The organism is Bacillus sp. 275, assembly GCF_001999205.1.
GTDB lineage: Bacteria > Bacillota > Bacilli > Bacillales > Bacillaceae > Bacillus > Bacillus velezensis.
The window spans coordinates 3,074,649-3,090,635 of the sequence record NZ_CP019626.1; the positions used below are offsets into that span (position 1 = coordinate 3,074,649).

A 15,987-nucleotide genomic window follows, 5' to 3' on the forward strand; every position below is an offset into this window, starting at 1 on the left:
GCTTCTGTTTCCTGACAATCGGGAGAATGCAAATGGTTTTTACTTAAATAATATTTTGAAAAATGGTACAGTAATAAAACAAAGCTGATCTATTTTTATTTCTCTTGCAGTGTTTTATAGTATCGGCCTTTTTCAACATATTCCGTTCTGATTCTTTCCATGTCCCGTATGTCTTCTTCTGTCAGCCGGCGGATAACCTTTGCGGGCCGGCCGAACGCAAGACAGCCGGGAGGAATGGTTTTGCCCGGAGGAACGAGACTTCCGGCGCCGATAAACGCGCCTTCTCCGATTTCCGCCCCGTCCAGAATGACGGAGCCCATACCGATTAAAGCATTCTTTTTGATGATTGCGCTGTGCAGTGTAACCTGATGGCCGATCGTGACGTCATCTTCAATAAGAAGCGGGCGGTTCGGACTTTGATGCAGACAGCTCAAGTCTTGTATGCTGACTCTTTTTCCGATCCTTGTCGGCGCAACATCCCCCCGGATGACGGCTGAGAACCAAATGCTTGATTGTTCTCCGATCACGACGTCGCCCGTAATGACGGCGTTATCCGCAATGAACGCTTCAGGATGTATGTCAGGCGTAAATTGTTTATAAGGGTAGATTATCATGTCTCATCCTTCTTTCTCTAAATTTATGTAAGAGGTGAACTGCATGTGGACTTGGAAAGCAGACAGGCCCGTCGGTACCATTGTCATTATCCACGGGGCAAGCGAATACCACGGACGTTATAAATGGCTCGTTGAAATGTGGAGATCTTCCGGATATAACGTGGTGATGGGCGATTTGCCCGGTCAGGGAACGTCGACCCGCGCCAGAGGGCATATTCGCTCTTTCCAAGAATACATTGATGAAGTAGATATATGGATTGATAAAGCGAGAACGCTTGAAGCGCCCGTTTTCCTTTTGGGCCACAGCATGGGCGGACTGATTTCGATAGAATGGTTTAAGCAGCAGAGAAATCCCCGCATTACGGCACTCATTTTATCATCACCTTGTCTGGGTCTGCAAATAAAAGTCAATAAAGTCCTTGATTTTGCGTCTAAAGGACTGAACGTCCTCGCTCCGTCCCTCAGAGTGGATTCCGGCTTATCACCTGATATGGCAACGAGGAATGCGGATATGATTGAAGCGGATCAAAACGATTCTTTATATGTCACGAAGGTATCCGTAAGATGGTACAGAGAGCTTTTAAAAACCATTGATGCCGCTATGGTGCCGACTGATGCGTTTTTAAAGGTGCCGCTTTTGCTTATGCAGGGCGGAGATGACAAAATCGTCGATAAAATGAAGGTCCGCAAATGGTTTTCCGGTGTGGCTTCCCATAATAAATCGTACCGGGAATGGGAAGGGCTTTATCATGAAATTTTTAATGAACCGGAAAGAGAAACTGTGTTTAAGGCGGCAAAAGCCTTTACAGATCAGTATATTTGAATTCGCTGGGGGTGCATAAGTTGACAGTACCGGAACATCCTTTTAACCTTATGGCAAAAGTGTATCGGGAAATTTTTCCGCTCGTTCATCAAGAATTGAACATGTGGCGGGAAAAATCAGATTCCATTAAAAATACCGAACTGCGGCAGCAGGCGGCCGCAAGTATCCGTGATAAGTCGTTTCATTGTGAAGGCGGCGGCATTTTAGCCCTGCTTTCGGGAGAACAGAAACAGAAATGCGTGCAATTTATCATCGCGTATCAGACAATCAGTGATTATCTGGACAATCTGTGCGACCGCAGCACCTCGCTTGATCCCGAGGACTTCCGCATGCTTCATCTCTCCATGCGTGACGCGCTGACGGTCGGTGCCGAGGTGCGGCCGTACTATCAGTACAGAGACGAGCGGGATGACGGCGGTTATCTTCATGAGCTGGTCAGAACATGCCAGCGGGTGCTCGGGTCAATAGAACATTACGGTATCATTAAACCTTATTTGCTTGAGCTGTGTGATTATTATTGCGATCTTCAGGTTCATAAGCATGTCGTTGAGCATGAACGCGTTCCGAGGCTTAAATCCTGGTTTGAGCAGTACCGGTCACAGCTTCCGGAAATGGAGTGGTTTGAGTTCTCGGCCTGCGCCGGATCGACGTTAGGTATTTTCTGTCTCGTTGCTTACTCATTCCAGCCTGATTTTAACGAACATACCGCTGAGAAAATCCGCAGCAGTTATTTTCCGTACATACAAGGGCTGCATATACTGCTTGATTATTTAATTGACCAGGAAGAGGATCTGCTTGAAGGCGATCTGAATTTCTGTACGTATTATCAGTCTCATGAAGAAATGATGCAGAGACTGCAGCATTTTATTGAAAAAGCGGATGAACATTTGCAAGGCATTCCGCATGAAAATTTTCACCGGCTGATCAACAGAGGGCTGCTCGGCGTCTATTTATCCGATGACAAAGTCGCCGGCCAAAAAGAAATGGGCCGCCTCGCGCGAAAGCTGATCAGGGCTAGCGGAAAAACGTCATTTTTCTTTTATATCAACGGAAGAGCCTACCGCAAATTTCAGAAGATGGCTTGGACGAAAAGTTCGTAATGGGTGAACTGCGCCTCTCGTGTAAATCATGACGGCGCAGTTTTTTATTTATGACGTGAAGTATGAAATGAAACATTGTTTACGCCTGCAGAATATGATACTTTAATTTTATGAAAAAATTAAAGTATTTAGCGGTCATAGCATTACTTTCCATTTCCGGAGGCTGCTCCGTCATCCACGCTTCCGCCGGCTATCATCCTGTCTTGATAGCGCACAGGGGCTCTTCTGCGATTGAGCCGGAACATACAGCTTTGTCTTATGCGCGTGCCATTAAAGACAAAGCAGATTATATTGAGATAGACTTACGGGAGACAAAGGACGGCCATCTGATTGCAATTCACGATAACACGGTAGATCGGACAACAGATGGTAAAGGGATGACAGATGATCTGTCTTTGGCTCAGATTAAGAAACTGAATGCGGGAAAAGGAGAAAAGATTTTAACATTAGAAGAAATCATACAGAAATTCGGACAAACTGCCAATTACTATATTGAGACAAGAGAAAGCAACGGCAGCCTGGTGATGGAAAAGAAACTGATTGACATATTACAAAAACATAAGCTGATTTCCAGCCATAAAGCAGTCATTGAGTCTTTTAGCGGGAAGAGCTTAAAGAAAGTTCGATCTATGGATAAAAAAGTTCCTCTTGTTCGCTTATTAAAAGATAACGAGGCTGAGGAGATAAATGATAAGCAGCTGCAAACCATCAGAACGTATGCTGATACAGTCGGGCTCAACGCCAAATTGGCAAATGAAGCAGTCGTGAAGCGCATTCATCACAATAAGATGAAAGTGCACGTGTTTTTTGATAAGGAAGACGAGCATACGCTGACGCCTATTATGCTGAAACAAAAAGCAGATGGTGTCTTTACAAACAATCCCGCTTATACACGCGGCGTGCTGCAAAACAGTAAATAAAAAGAGACATGCGCATTTACGCTGTCTCTTTTTTTAACGGTTTCTTTTTTGCCGCAAGGTGCATTACGAATTTGCCGATCAGCCCGATGACAAAAAATGCAGCAAACCACCAGTAATAGGTTTTTGCGAACTCAAATCCTAAATGTCTTGATAAAATGATGACGAACATCACATAGGGAACACTTGAAAATATGATGCGAAGAATATTCAAACTGCCGCTCCTCCCAGATGTTACACTTAAAAGATGAACTTTTTTCCATTACTTCATAGTAATTGATTTTTCAGAAAAAGTAAACACAAAAAGAATCGGCCCGCTTATGACAGGCCGATTCTTTATTTGCCGGCAGATTTCTTTTCAATCGCTATAATAAACGGCGGGTCGTTTCGCTGGTTGAGAAAGCCGTAGCTCAGCACGCGCGCTTTTTCCTGATCAAGATTGCTGCAGTAGTCCAGTAATGCACTTTTTTCCGTCTTGCCTTCAGGATGCCCGTGGTACACAACGAGAACGATCAGCCCGTTCTCCTTCAGCAGTTCAAGGAGCTGTTCGATCGCGGAAATGGTTGAGTGGCCGTTTGTCGTAATGCTTTTATCGCCGCCGGGCAGATAGCCGAGATTAAACACGGCGCAAGCCACACGACCGTGCGCATCCTCAGGCAGCGATGCCTTTATTTGATCATGGCTCTTATGGTGAAGCGTGACGCGCGGACTGAAGTCGGCACCGAGCCGCTCCTTCGTTTTAGCGAGTGCGTCCGCTTGAATATCAAAGGCATGGACATGTCCTGTCTCACCGACAAGGCCGGCCAGGAAATATGTATCATGTCCGTTGCCCATCGTCGCGTCAACCGTGATATCACCTTCCTGTGCGGCGGACTTCAGCAATTCTTTACTGAAAGGGAGGATGTGCATCAAGGTCATAGGGCGGTCTCCTCCCCGATCTTTCTGAAGAGCTTTCCTTGATAGCTTCCCCGTGTTTCCAGCTCTTTTTGAATGGCGCCCAGTACTTCCCACTTATTGACGCTCCACATCGGTCCGACCATTAATTCGATCGGCCCGTCTCCCGTAATGCGGTGAACGATCATTTCCGGGGGAATGATTTCGAGCTGATCACATACAAGACTTACATATTCTTCTTGAGAAAGGAACTCCAGCTTTCCTTTTTCATATTGCTTCACCATCGGTGTGCCTTTTAATAAGTGAAGCAGGTGAATTTTAATGCCTTGGACATCCAAATCAGCGACGGCTTTGGCCGTCTCCATCATCATGTCCCTGTTTTCAAGCGGAAGCCCGTTAATGATATGGGAACAAACGCGGATGCCGTGTTTTCTCAGTTTATTGACACCCTCAACATAGCAGTCAAAATCATGGGCGCGGTTGATCAGAAGGGCAGTCCGCTCATGCACGGTCTGCAGTCCGAGTTCAACCCACAAATAGGTCCGCTCATTCAGTTCGGCCAAATATTCCACGACATCGTCCGGAAGACAGTCCGGACGGGTCGCGATCGACATGCCGACAACGCCGTCAAGCTTGAGGACGGATTCGAATTTTTCTCGCAGCTCCTCTACCGGAGCATGCGTATTCGTGAACGCTTGGAAATATGCGATATATTTGCCGTCTTTCCACTTTTCGTGCATGCGGTTTTTGATATCGTGAAATTGCGTGAGTAAGTCATCGGCCCGATTGCCGGCAAAATCACCGGAGCCCGCCGCGCTGCAGAATGTACAGCCTCCGTGTGCAACCGTGCCGTCCCGATTCGGGCAGTCAAAACCGCCGTCAAGCGCGACTTTAAACACTTTATGCCCGAAATGCTCCCGCAGATGATAATTTAATGTATGGTACCGTTTTTCCGTATTTGAATAAGGAAAAGGGTTATTCTCGTTCAATGTTCAAAAAGCCTCCCTCACATCAGATGCATCCTAAAATTGTAGCATGAATGATGGAGCGGAACAATGAAACAATTATGGAACGGTCAGGACGTAATATCTACCTGGTTTTTCTGTTGTTGTTTTAAACGTTTTGGAGAAATATCACTGAACAATGCAAAAATAATTCCTAAAATAAGAATTACACTGCCTACTTTGAATGTATTATTAAAACTGTCACTTATTTTTTCATTATATAAATTTGAAATTTTTTTCTGGATAGCCATAACTTCCTTCTTTTGAATATTGAAGCTTTTTTGTACTTTTTCTTTATACGGATCCGGGGTTATAGATAGTATTTCTTCCTCTTTTTTGTTTAATTCAGCAATACTTTTGCTTCGATCGAAACCTTTACTGTCTGAATGCTTTAAGTGAGTTATTATCTCGTTCTTTGCATTTTTATCAAAAACCTGATTGCTTTCCACAATTTTAATGGCTTCTTTTTTCGCAGTAGCTGTGTGATCATTTATATTCATTGTAAGCACAGATGTAAGTATGGCAATGCCTAGCGCTTGTCCAACTGTCCGCATCATATTAAGAATACCTGAGGCAATTCCTACTTTCTCAGGAGGAATAAGCCGTATCCCTGAACTCATTGCTGGTCCTATTACAAGCCCTAAAGCTAAGCCGATCAAACATAACAGAATAATTACTGACGTTATAGAACTGTCGTATCGTATGTATCCATATAAATATGTTGTGATTGTTAAACCGAGCATACCTAGACCCGAAAGCCAAATGCCCCCGAGTTTATCAGATAGCTTTCCAGAAAGTACAGAGGTAAACATAGATGATAGAGCTAATGTAGAAACAATTAACCCCGCTTCTAATTCAGTTTTTCCCATTAAATTCGTGAGGAGTAAAGTAATAATAAGGGTACCGCTTGTTAATCCAAGGCCCTGCATAAAGAGGGTGAAAGAACTGAAACTAAACGTACGTATCTTCAGCATGGATAAGGGAATCATCGGGTTTTTAATCTTAGATTCAATAAAGAAAAACAAACAGAATAATAATACAGAGATTACAAAAAGAGAGATAATTAATTGTGATGACCAGCCTAAGTCAGATACTTTTGCAAAACCAAAGGTTAAACAGAAGAGAGCTCCGGATAAAATAAGAATCCCCATGTAATCAATTTTTTTACTCACTGTTTCATCATAACTCTCAGTAATAAAAAATGCTGCTAAAAAAAGAGAAATCAGACCTAAAGGAATATTTATGAAGAAGATAGCTTGCCAATTAAAATTTTCAGTTAATAATCCTCCAAGTACAGGTCCTAATGTAGCTGCTAATCCTGAGAAAGCACCCCAGATTCCAATGATCATTCCTTTTTTATTTGGAGGTACGATAGCTAAAGCTATAGGCATTGTAACAGGTACAATGAAAGCAGCAGATAATCCCTGAATCACTCTAATTGTGACAAGCATTTCAATTGAAGTGCTCAAACATGCAATAACTGATGTCAAAATAAAAAGTGCTAATCCAAACATAAAAGCTTTTTTTCTTCCAAAATGGTCTGCCAGCTTTGATGCACCTACTAATAAAACCGCAAAAGCTAAAGTATAACCTGTAGCCACCCATGCTACTTGAGAAAGGTTACTCGAAAAATAATCCAGCATCTTAGGTAAGGCGATATTTACTATAGTGGTGTCCATTACTGAAATGAATGTACCTAATAATAATGCAGATAGCATAATTAATTTTTGAAAATTCAAACCTATAACCTCCATTAGATATTAATCTAAATTTAAATTCGATATATATCTAAAAACATGATAAATGTAATCTTAAGAGGTGTCAATATTATTCATAAATTGTTTTTTCATCCACTTTTCTCGAAATCATATTTTTATAATTCAACAATTTTGTAACTTGAAATAACTCAATAAGAGCTAAAATTCACCTGTAAACTAGCTGAGATGATGAAGGATTTCTGAAGAGTGTGACATGAGGAGAACACTCAGCAAGAGGTGAGGCAAGTCTAATAAATCTAGGACTGCTCATGATAATGCTCAGTCAGGTATGTGCTTAAAGGAAAATTCTTTAAAATTAGAAATGAATATTCTTTGAAAGTTCCCTTTTGATTGATAATATTAAAAATGTAAAATGTCTGACATGAAGATAGTACAACGTTTTCCTTGTGGAAAAAGACTTTATGGGGTGTGAAAAAGTGCGGTTAATAATTAATGACAGTGTTTCAGAATTCTTTGACAAGATATCCTCTATTCTATTCTTGAAACACGAGGAATTCTTCAAAGATTATACAACTAAATTGGGTATAAAATTAGATAATGAATATTTTGTATTACTAGATGATCTTAAAAGAATAAAAGAGTTAGATAGTGAGTTTTTAAATTTTTATTTTGGCAGCTTTTGCGACTACAAAGATGTTAGGAATGCAAATATTTTTTGTTTAGCCACAACCTTTTTTAAAATCCCACAAATTTATACGAAAGATTTTTTTGAAATTATTGATTATTTGTCTGCAGTTACAGAAGAAGAGATAAGAAAAAATATTTTAGAGTCTCTAATTTATTTACAAGGAGATCTTAAAACTGAAACATCTACCGAACAGTATTTAAATGATAGGGAAAGTTTATTTGAGCTACTTAATAATCTAAATATAAAGCCCGAATACAAGTGGATCATATTTAAGGTAATGAAATCTCCTAAAACTTATGTAGATCAATTTTGCAATAAATTAATGTTGGTGAATGGTTATCTTAACGAGGCGATTTATAATTTAATTAAATTTAGAGATGAGTGGATGAATCAATTAAAAAACATAAATATGGATTTTCCAAAAAAGATAATCAGTACGTTAAAAGGTAAGGAATACTTATCTTGTAATTATATTAATATATATCCAACACTTTTACCTTACACTGCAACTATTACGAAAAGTGAAGATAACATTTATGTTGGACTTGGTTATAAAGTTGATAAAATTTTCGAAAATACATTAGGGAAAGCTGAGATTAATCATATTATTGATTTTTTGAAGCTTTTATCGGATAAAAGTAAGTTCAAGATATTAATTTTACTTTGTCATAAAAAAATGTATGCTAATGAGATTGCTGAACAGCTAAATTTAACCAACGCAACGATTTCACACCATATGAGAATTTTGACATTGCAAGGTTTAGTTGAGAGTACGAGAAATCAAAATAAAACATACTATTATCTTAATTCTTCAAAATTCGATTCTCTTTTGAACGGTTTGTTGAAAAAATTTAAAGCTGTTCCAGGCTTAGACGGGGATGAGTAAAAAAGGTTTTGGTTTTATAGTTGGTGTTAGTTTCGGGATGATAATTAAAGCTAATAAAAACAGATCGTCTAATGAATTGGATACCCAAAAAATATGATGAATCCTGGGTGTTTTACACAAAAAAGATAATTTGATGGTAAACAATTTAAAGCGAACCGAAGATCTTGTGAGTGATGTGAGAAAATTTTAATGTTTTTAATAAAAGAAGAATTAAGTTATCGTTCTAAAATGGCGGATTTTTATAAAGATTTCATTCTGTCTTGATTAAGTTTTACATTTAATCGTATTTTATACCATCTCTGTCTTGTGTATGAATTACCTGAAATTTCTTGTGAGAATTTATTTGGAATAAGAAATACTATTGATATGACATTATCAATAGGAGGACTGTTTAATGGCAACAAGACAATCAGTAGATGAACATCTCCAAAGAAGCGAACAGGCGTATGAATTTGCGAATGAGCAATTTATGACCGCTTCGAAACAAGAGCATTATAATGATAATGAGTACAGTGAAGCGCAAATGATGCTTGAAAACGCGGTGAATGAATTAAACAAGCTGTCATTATCTGCGAATGATCAGCAAAGAGAGCAGCTTTACCGAATGAGATTGCAGCTGCAGACCTTGCAAAACAATATGATTTTGCAGCGTAATTTTGATTACTGACCGCGCCGTTTCAAATGGTTCAGCAAACCTGCCGGAATCCCGGCGGGTTTTTTTGTATTTCTTTTAAAAAAAGAATTGACAATAGGGCGGAGTGTGTTTATTGTTTTATGTGTACTACTTGATGTAATACACATAAAACACTCGAAAAATGAAATCGACATATAAATGTTAACCATAGGGAAGGGGAACTTTCATGAAAAACAAAAGATCCGTAAAACAAGATGTGCCTCTTATTATCGCCGCCTCGGTTTTGGCAAGCAGTCTGTTTGTCGTTCTTGTCGTCATCGGTTTTCAATGGCAGAACATTTAAAGAAAGAGAGCAGCTCGTAAAAGAAAGAAGGGAAGTAAATGATTCAAATCGATCCGAGAAGCTCAACTCCGATTTATGAGCAGATCATACAGCAACTGAAAGAGCTTTGTTTAAAAGGGATCATGAAGCCGGGGGATAAACTTCCTTCTGTCAGGGAATTGGCAACGATCATTATCGCCAATCCGAACACAGTCAGCAAAGCGTACAAGGAGCTCGAACGCGATGGTGTCATTGAAACGCTGAGGGGAAGAGGAACGTATATATCGGAGAATGCAAAAACGACATTGGTTGAAGGGAAGATGACGATGATAAAAGAGCAATTGAAACAGCTCATCATCGATGCCCATTACGCGGGAGTTGAGCTGGAGAAGCTGCAGGAATGGATAAAGGAAATCAGCGCTGATGTGAAAGGAGGCAAGGATCATGATTGAATTGCGGAATCTCTCAAAAACGATAGACGGTAAAGAAGTGCTCAAGGATATTTCGCTCACCATCGGAAAAGGGGAAATTTTCGGGCTGCTCGGACGAAACGGATCAGGGAAAACAACACTGCTCCGGCTTATTCAGCAGATTCTGCTGCCGGATCAAGGGACGGTTTTATTTAATCAGGTGGAAATAAAGCGGCATCCGAAAGTAAAACAGAACATCATTTATATGCCTGTTGAAAATCCTTTTTATGACAAGTATACATATAAACAGCTTGTTGCGATTGTAAGCAGAATCTATCCGAATTTTGATGTGACTTACGCCAATGAGCTGATGAACAGGTACGGCATTCCGGAAACGAAGAAATACCGTGAATTATCGACAGGCCTGAAAAAACAGCTTGCGCTCGTCCTTGCCTTTGCTTCACGCCCGGCTCTTATCCTTTTGGATGAACCGACGGACGGAATTGACGCCGTAACGCGTCATGACGTGCTGCAGCTTATGGTGGATGAAGTGGCTGAACGGGAAACGAGTATTCTGATTACCTCACACCGCCTAGAAGATATTGAGCGAATGTGCAACCGGATCGGGTTTTTGGAAGGAAATCAGCTGACGAATGTGATGGACTTGGATGATATGAAGGAAGAGTACATGAAAATCCAAATGGCATTTGAAGAGGACGTCGCCTTGAGGATCAGAGAACAAAACATACCGATTCTCGACCATGCCGGTGTGTTTTATACGGTGCTGATTCAAAAGAACGATGAGAAGAAAAAGAACTTTCTGCAAGAGCTGCGGCCGAAAGTATGGAATGAACTTCCTGTGAACTTAGAAGAGGTCTTCATCGCGAAGTTTGGAGGGAACCGGAGATGGTAGACAGGGGATTGCTGTACAGGGAATGGGTGCAGAATCGAACTGTTCTTGTGATGGTCGGCATTTTTTTAGCGGCGGTCAATCCATTTGAAGTGTTAAATACCTATCTGGTTTATCAAGGCTGTCTGGACACCCACGGAGCATATTGTAAGTTTTATGTGAATTCTTTGGATAGCGGAATGCTGAACTTAAACTGGGCGCCCGCTGTCATTTTGGCGGTTTGCTTATTCGGACTGGAACGCACGAAAGGAACGATTGATGCGCTTTTCAGTCTGCCTTATTCCCGCGCTCAGGTGTTTCACACTAAATTTTGGCTCGGAGCGGCGGTCATTGCCGGCGCTCAGGTGATCGGCTACGGACTGGCTGAGCTGCTCATTCTTCTGTTAAAGCCTGAGCGTGTATATTTCTTTCACCATTACAGCGTCGGAGAGATTATTGTGAGTGTTTTGGCTTTTACATTGGTTGCGAGCGCGGGCTGCTTAACGGGGAATACGTTCGCTCAGCTGTTAACGGCGTTTACTGTGTCGATATCACCATACTTGATCATTACGTTGCCGTTGTCCAATGTAGAAGTCATCTTCGGAGCCGGCATGTATGAGCTGATGCCGTCAGTCGATGCTTATATCAAAGTATACAATCTTTTTCAATACTTGAATCCGATCATGTACATTGATACAGATTGGGTATCTGCCAGCAAGTATATATTACTCATCCCGGCAGTGATGAGCATTGTATTTTATGCCATCGGGTACTTTTGCTATGTCAGGCAGCCGGTGGAACGGAACGGCCGTTTTTTCCTTTGGAGACAGCTTGACCGGCCCATTCAGATTGTGGTGATCATAATCGCCGTTCTCGGTTTTGGCCTGGCGGGGTACTCGACGGGACATACGATGACAGGATATGTGGCCGGAATGATTGTCGGGGGAGCGGTCGGATTTTTAGTCAGTTATTTTGTGATTTATAAAAAAACAAAGCATGTGTAAGAGAGGAGGACCGGAATGATACCGCGGGGATTGTTGTACACAGAATGGAAAAAAAATCAGTGGTTGTTTTTATGCAGCGGCATTCTTTTAATGGCGGCAAACCCTTTTATGGTTTATAACAACTACTCAACATATCAAGAATGTTTGAATAACCCAGCTCTTCAAGATTGTGAATTCGTTGTCAATTATACGAATGGGTCGCCTCTTTCCTTCAGCTGGATTGTGAGTGTCATCATTGCTGTCTTCTTATTAGGCTTGGAACGGACAAAGGGAACGATGGATGCTTTGTTAAGCATGCCATACAGCAGAGGCCAAATCTTTCAGACGAAATTCTGGCTTGGCGCAGCAGTCATTGTTGTTCCTCAGGCGATAGGCTATGGAGCGGCGTCATTGCTGATATCTTTGCTGAAACCGAGCCATACGTACGATTTTGATCATTTTTCAATCGGAATGATTGTCATCAGTTTTATGGCTTACGCCTTGTTAATGGCATCCGGCGCATTAACGGGACAGATATTCGCCCAGCTGTTAACGGCGTTTACCGTCACGGTTCTGCCCTTTTTACTCATCGGTCTGCCGGCCGCGAATTTGGAGGTCGTTTTCGATATTAGTGTGGGAAGTCAATTTTCTTTTATCAGCAGTTATATCGAATCCCGTCTTTTTATATTTGTAACCCCTATTGGATATGTGTTTAACGACTGGATCAGAGAAAGGGATTTGGTTTTAATCATTCCGATTGTGATGAGCCTTGTCTTTTATCTGATCGGTTACGTCAGCTTTCTGAAACATCCGAATGAACGGAACGGCAGATTCTTTCTTTGGAGTAAGTTGGACCGGCCGGCGCAGATCTTGGTGATTGCCTTTGCCGTTATGGGTTTCGGCGTTTTCGGATACGGGGTCACAGACACGATGTTCGGCTATTTAGCCGGCATTATCTTCGGCGCGGTTATCGGGTTTTTCATCAGTTATTTTACGGTTTACAGGAAGTCAAAGCATATGTAGATCTGTTTGAAAATGAGCAGTTTGGAGGAAGGCAAGGTGCCGATTAGCGGTTTGCTTTATAAAGAATGGAAGCAGCGGCAGACGCTGCTGCTTCTCACAGCGGGGTTCTTATCTATCTTAGGCCCTTTTGCAATTATAAATGAGTATTTTCACTATAAGGATTGTTTGAGTGTGCTTCATCAATATTCAGGTTCAGTTTGTACGTTCAGCATTGATTACAGCAATCGGAATTTGATTGGGCTTCATTTCATTCCTCCGGTTATGATGGGGCTTTTTCTGATAAGAGGAGGCCGGGCTGAAAGGATGTTTACACTGAGCCTTCCGTATTCGAGAAGCCGGATATTTCATACGAAGTTTTTCTTGGGAGCAGCTGTGTTAGCCGGCTCGCAATTTGTTTCTTACGGAGTATCTGACATATTGTTTCTAGCTCTTAAACCTGACGCTGTCCATCATTTTCAATCATTCAGCGCAGGGATGCTGGTCATCAGCTTGATGATTTATGCATTAGTGACAGCTGCCGGCACGATAACGGGCAATTTAGCGGCGCAGCTGATCACAGCGTTCACGGTTTCCGTCTTTCCGATCGTGGTTATGACGATTTACCTGTTAAACGCCGAGTTCCTTTTTGGCAGGCAGGCTGTGCCGGATATTGATTTCCCTTGGAGCGGATTTCTGATCTATTTCATGCCTGCCGCTTACATCCATACATCATGGATGTATTACATGAAACACGCATTGTTAATCTCCGCATTAATGGGATGTTGTTTCTATCTATTCGGCTATGTGAATTTCCTTAAAATGCCGAGTGAACGAAGCGGACATTTTATCCTGAGCAAACACATTGAACGCATCATTCAAGTGCTCGTCATGTCGCTCAGTATGCTGGGAAGTGCGGGGGTGTGCGGATATGCTTATAACGGTTCGTATACCGGTTACATATTCGGCATGCTTATCGGCGCGGTTATCGGGTTTTTCATCAGTTATTACTTCATCTATAAAAAAACGAAACAGATATAAGGGGGAGTGGTGTACGTGATAGAAGTACAGCATATTGATCATTCATTTAAAATCGGCAGGAAAGGCAGAGAGAGTGAGGTTCCGGTGCTGAAGGATGTCTCTTTGACCGTTGAAAAAGGGGAAATTGCCTGTATCGTCGGGCGGAGCGGTTCCGGAAAATCAACGCTTCTGAATTTAATATCCGGATACATAGCGCCGACGAAGGGCCGTATCGTCATTAACGGCACTGATGTGACGGGCTTCAGTGAAAAAGAGTGGGCGCAGTTCCGCCTCGGGCATTTCGGCTTTATTTTTCAAAGCTTTCAGCTCATTCCGAGTCTGACAACCTATGAAAATGTTGAAATGCCGCTTGCCTTAAAAGGCGTCAAACCGTCTGAACGCAAGCAGAAAGTCGCGGACATGCTGAAACGGGTCGGACTTGAGAATCATGCGAATCATTATCCGAATGAGCTGTCAGGCGGCCAGCAGCAGCGTGTCAGTATCGCAAGAGCCCTGATTTTAAATCCGTCGATTATTTTAGCTGATGAGCCGACGGGAAGCCTTGATTCAGAAACGGAACTTGAGGTGCTTGCATTAATTCAGCAGCTGAACCGGGAGCGCGGGATTACATTTGTCATCATTACGCATGACGATGAAGTCGCTTCGATCGCGCATTCAAAATTCCAGCTGCATGACGGTGTATTAAAAGGGGGGCGTTACTGTTGAGATTTAAGGATCAGATTCACTTTATCAGAAGAAATATGAAGAAAAACCGGCTGCGTGTTTTCATGACGGTGCTGGCGACGACAATGGCGTGCGCGTTTTTAGTGGTGCTGGCTTCCGTCGGATTCGGCATCCAAAAAACGATTACAGACATAACCATGAGCCAGCAGATTGTTACGGAAATCAATGTGCTCGGCCAAGAGAACGGAAAAGCCGTGAAGAAGTCAGACTTGGAAAAGTATAAAAATGTCAAATCTGTCGTTGAAAGAACACAAGTGTATGAACCGAACAAAGCGTCGTTGGGAAACCGAACAAATGAAGATTCAGCCATTGTGCTGACAAACATGAACGATGAAGTCAAAGCCAATATGGAGCTTGATCGGGGAAGAGTCGCCCGCACAGAGAATGAAATCGTGGTCGGCTATGATTTTGCGAAGAACCTATTGACGAAAAAAGAGGCTGACGCTTACGACAAAGAGTTAAATGATCACCAAGGCGACATGTCGGATGTGAAAAAACCAAAAGGCTATACGAAAGACCTGCTTAATAAAACGATACAGCTGAGCATCTCCAAAACAAACAAAGACGGAGACGTTGAAAAAACGAAAACGTACGACTTCAAAGTAGTCGGAATTACAAAAAAACCGTCCCAAGATTGGATGGAGGATACAAATATTTTTGTGAGTGATCAATTCAAGAAGGACTTCTCAACATTCTTGGATCTGAAGAATGGAAATGCGGAAAAAAGCATCAATGTGTATGCAGACAAATTCGATCATGTCGATCAGCTTACCCATGACCTCACGGATGACGGCTTTTATGTCAGATCTGTCACAACCGAGCTGAAGGGCGTCAACACCTTTTTCCTCGTCTTTAAAATCGGCCTGATCTTTGTCGGCTTTATCGCCGTCGTGATTTCTGCCATCGGTATTTTCAATACGATGACGATGGCGGTGACGGAACGAACGCAGGAAATCGGGATTATGAAAGCGATCGGCGCAAGCCCGTCCATCATCCGCAGAATGTTCCTGATGGAAAGCGCCTATATCGGGATATTAGGTTCTGTCATCGGGATTATCATTTCTTACGGAGTGAGTTTTGCCGTCAATCTGGCTGTGCCGGTTATTTTGAAAGCGGTAGGGGGAAACACCGGAGCCGAAGATCTTCATTATACCTTCTCCTATATCCCGCTCAGCCTCGTTGTGATTGCAGTTGTCATTTGTGCGGGGGTCGCGGTAATTTCCGGTATGAATCCGGCCCGCAAAGCGACAAAAACCAACGTTCTGACTGCATTAAGAAGAGAACTGTAAAGGAAAAAAGCCGGCTGGACATCAGCCGGTTTTTCCTCTATCTATCAGAAAAG

16 protein-coding genes and 1 pseudogene are annotated in these 15,987 nt (G+C 42.1%); 12 read left to right on the forward strand and 5 right to left on the reverse strand.

From position 1 onward, the window contains the following. Nucleotides 1-95: 95 nt before the first annotated feature. A complete protein-coding gene (locus tag BZ167_RS15140; protein WP_025285156.1) occupies nt 96-611 on the reverse strand; it encodes a gamma carbonic anhydrase in 516 nt (171 codons plus the stop codon). Between the two features lie 46 nt (nt 612-657). Here BZ167_RS15140 and BZ167_RS15145 point away from each other — a divergent pair, with 46 nt between their 5' ends. The 3 genes from BZ167_RS15145 (at nt 658) to BZ167_RS15155 (ending at nt 3,457) form a co-directional block, all read left to right on the forward strand. Then, nucleotides 658-1,437: an alpha/beta hydrolase gene (locus BZ167_RS15145; RefSeq protein WP_052827754.1), complete on the forward strand. Its 780-nt coding sequence runs from the start codon at nt 658-660 to the stop codon at nt 1,435-1,437. A gap of 20 nt (nt 1,438-1,457) precedes the next feature. Then, nucleotides 1,458-2,537, forward strand: coding sequence for a tetraprenyl-beta-curcumene synthase family protein (locus BZ167_RS15150; RefSeq protein ID WP_053573223.1), 1,080 nt, complete (start codon nt 1,458-1,460; stop codon nt 2,535-2,537). Between the two features lie 110 nt (nt 2,538-2,647). Beyond that, a complete protein-coding gene (locus tag BZ167_RS15155) occupies nt 2,648-3,457 on the forward strand; it encodes a glycerophosphodiester phosphodiesterase family protein (RefSeq protein WP_061860812.1) in 810 nt (269 codons plus the stop codon). A 16-nt stretch (nt 3,458-3,473) separates the two neighbouring features. Here BZ167_RS15155 and BZ167_RS15160 read toward each other — a convergent pair whose 3' ends face one another. The 4 genes from BZ167_RS15160 to BZ167_RS15175 form a co-directional block, all read right to left on the reverse strand. Beyond that, complete coding sequence (locus BZ167_RS15160; protein WP_031378718.1) at nt 3,474-3,668, reverse strand: hypothetical protein; 195 nt, start codon at nt 3,666-3,668, stop codon at nt 3,474-3,476. Between the two features lie 122 nt (nt 3,669-3,790). Beyond that, a complete protein-coding gene (locus BZ167_RS15165) occupies nt 3,791-4,372 on the reverse strand; it encodes a tRNA 5-(aminomethyl)-2-thiouridylate-methyltransferase MnmM (protein ID WP_031378719.1) in 582 nt (193 codons plus the stop codon). Then, nucleotides 4,369-5,337, reverse strand: a complete 969-nt coding sequence (locus tag BZ167_RS15170) for a tRNA modification radical SAM protein MnmL/YtqA (protein ID WP_007408822.1) — start codon at nt 5,335-5,337, stop codon at nt 4,369-4,371. Before BZ167_RS15170 ends, BZ167_RS15165 begins: the two co-directional genes overlap by 4 nt. An 86-nt stretch (nt 5,338-5,423) precedes the next feature. Continuing rightward, nucleotides 5,424-7,091 (reverse strand): MFS transporter, encoded by a 1,668-nt coding sequence (locus BZ167_RS15175; RefSeq protein WP_060673729.1) that lies wholly within the window; start codon nt 7,089-7,091, stop codon nt 5,424-5,426. 440 nt (nt 7,092-7,531) lie between these two features. Here BZ167_RS15175 and BZ167_RS15180 point away from each other — a divergent pair, with 440 nt between their 5' ends. From BZ167_RS15180 to BZ167_RS15220, 9 genes and pseudogenes are all read left to right on the forward strand, one after another. Next, on the forward strand, nt 7,532-8,644 hold the full coding sequence (locus tag BZ167_RS15180; protein ID WP_061860811.1) for an ArsR/SmtB family transcription factor: 1,113 nt from the start codon (nt 7,532-7,534) through the stop codon (nt 8,642-8,644). 394 nt (nt 8,645-9,038) lie between these two features. After that, a complete protein-coding gene (locus BZ167_RS15185) occupies nt 9,039-9,311 on the forward strand; it encodes a YtzC family protein (protein ID WP_003152272.1) in 273 nt (90 codons plus the stop codon). A 348-nt stretch (nt 9,312-9,659) separates the two neighbouring features. After that, entirely contained in the window at nt 9,660-10,052 is a 393-nt protein-coding gene (ytrA, locus tag BZ167_RS15190) for a GntR family transcriptional regulator YtrA (RefSeq protein ID WP_003152275.1), read from the forward strand. Further along, nucleotides 10,045-10,923, forward strand: coding sequence for an ABC transporter ATP-binding protein (locus BZ167_RS15195; protein WP_061860810.1), 879 nt, complete (start codon nt 10,045-10,047; stop codon nt 10,921-10,923). The genes ytrA and BZ167_RS15195 overlap by 8 nt, the downstream gene beginning before the upstream one ends. Further along, nucleotides 10,917-11,903, forward strand: a complete 987-nt coding sequence (locus BZ167_RS15200; RefSeq protein ID WP_031378721.1) for an ABC transporter permease subunit — start codon at nt 10,917-10,919, stop codon at nt 11,901-11,903. The genes BZ167_RS15195 and BZ167_RS15200 overlap by 7 nt, the downstream gene beginning before the upstream one ends. Nucleotides 11,904-11,918: 15 nt before the next feature. Then, complete coding sequence (locus BZ167_RS15205; protein WP_039254158.1) at nt 11,919-12,905, forward strand: ABC transporter permease; 987 nt, start codon at nt 11,919-11,921, stop codon at nt 12,903-12,905. Nucleotides 12,906-12,941: 36 nt separating this feature from the next. Next, nucleotides 12,942-13,922, forward strand: a complete 981-nt coding sequence (locus BZ167_RS15210; protein ID WP_061860809.1) for a hypothetical protein — start codon at nt 12,942-12,944, stop codon at nt 13,920-13,922. A gap of 15 nt (nt 13,923-13,937) precedes the next feature. Further along, a pseudogene (locus tag BZ167_RS15215) lies at nt 13,938-14,634 on the forward strand (ABC transporter ATP-binding protein). Then, nucleotides 14,624-15,934: an ABC transporter permease gene (locus tag BZ167_RS15220; RefSeq protein WP_060673731.1), complete on the forward strand. Its 1,311-nt coding sequence runs from the start codon at nt 14,624-14,626 to the stop codon at nt 15,932-15,934. The pseudogene BZ167_RS15215 and the gene BZ167_RS15220 overlap by 11 nt, the downstream one beginning before the upstream one ends. The last annotated feature ends 53 nt before the right edge of the window (nt 15,935-15,987 follow it).

Coding starts and splice junctions, on each gene's coding strand:
- BZ167_RS15145 (WP_052827754.1), top strand. CDS start 658: ATGTGGACTTGGAAAGCAGACAGGCCCGTCGGTACCATTGTCATTATC.
- BZ167_RS15155 (WP_061860812.1), top strand. CDS start 2,648: ATGAAAAAATTAAAGTATTTAGCGGTCATAGCATTACTTTCCATTTCC.
- BZ167_RS15165 (WP_031378719.1), bottom strand. CDS start 4,372: ATGACCTTGATGCACATCCTCCCTTTCAGTAAAGAATTGCTGAAGTCC.
- BZ167_RS15180 (WP_061860811.1), top strand. CDS start 7,532: ATGGGGTGTGAAAAAGTGCGGTTAATAATTAATGACAGTGTTTCAGAA.
- BZ167_RS15185 (WP_003152272.1), top strand. CDS start 9,039: ATGGCAACAAGACAATCAGTAGATGAACATCTCCAAAGAAGCGAACAG.
- ytrA (WP_003152275.1), top strand. CDS start 9,660: ATGATTCAAATCGATCCGAGAAGCTCAACTCCGATTTATGAGCAGATC.
- BZ167_RS15195 (WP_061860810.1), top strand. CDS start 10,045: ATGATTGAATTGCGGAATCTCTCAAAAACGATAGACGGTAAAGAAGTG.
- BZ167_RS15200 (WP_031378721.1), top strand. CDS start 10,917: ATGGTAGACAGGGGATTGCTGTACAGGGAATGGGTGCAGAATCGAACT.
- BZ167_RS15205 (WP_039254158.1), top strand. CDS start 11,919: ATGATACCGCGGGGATTGTTGTACACAGAATGGAAAAAAAATCAGTGG.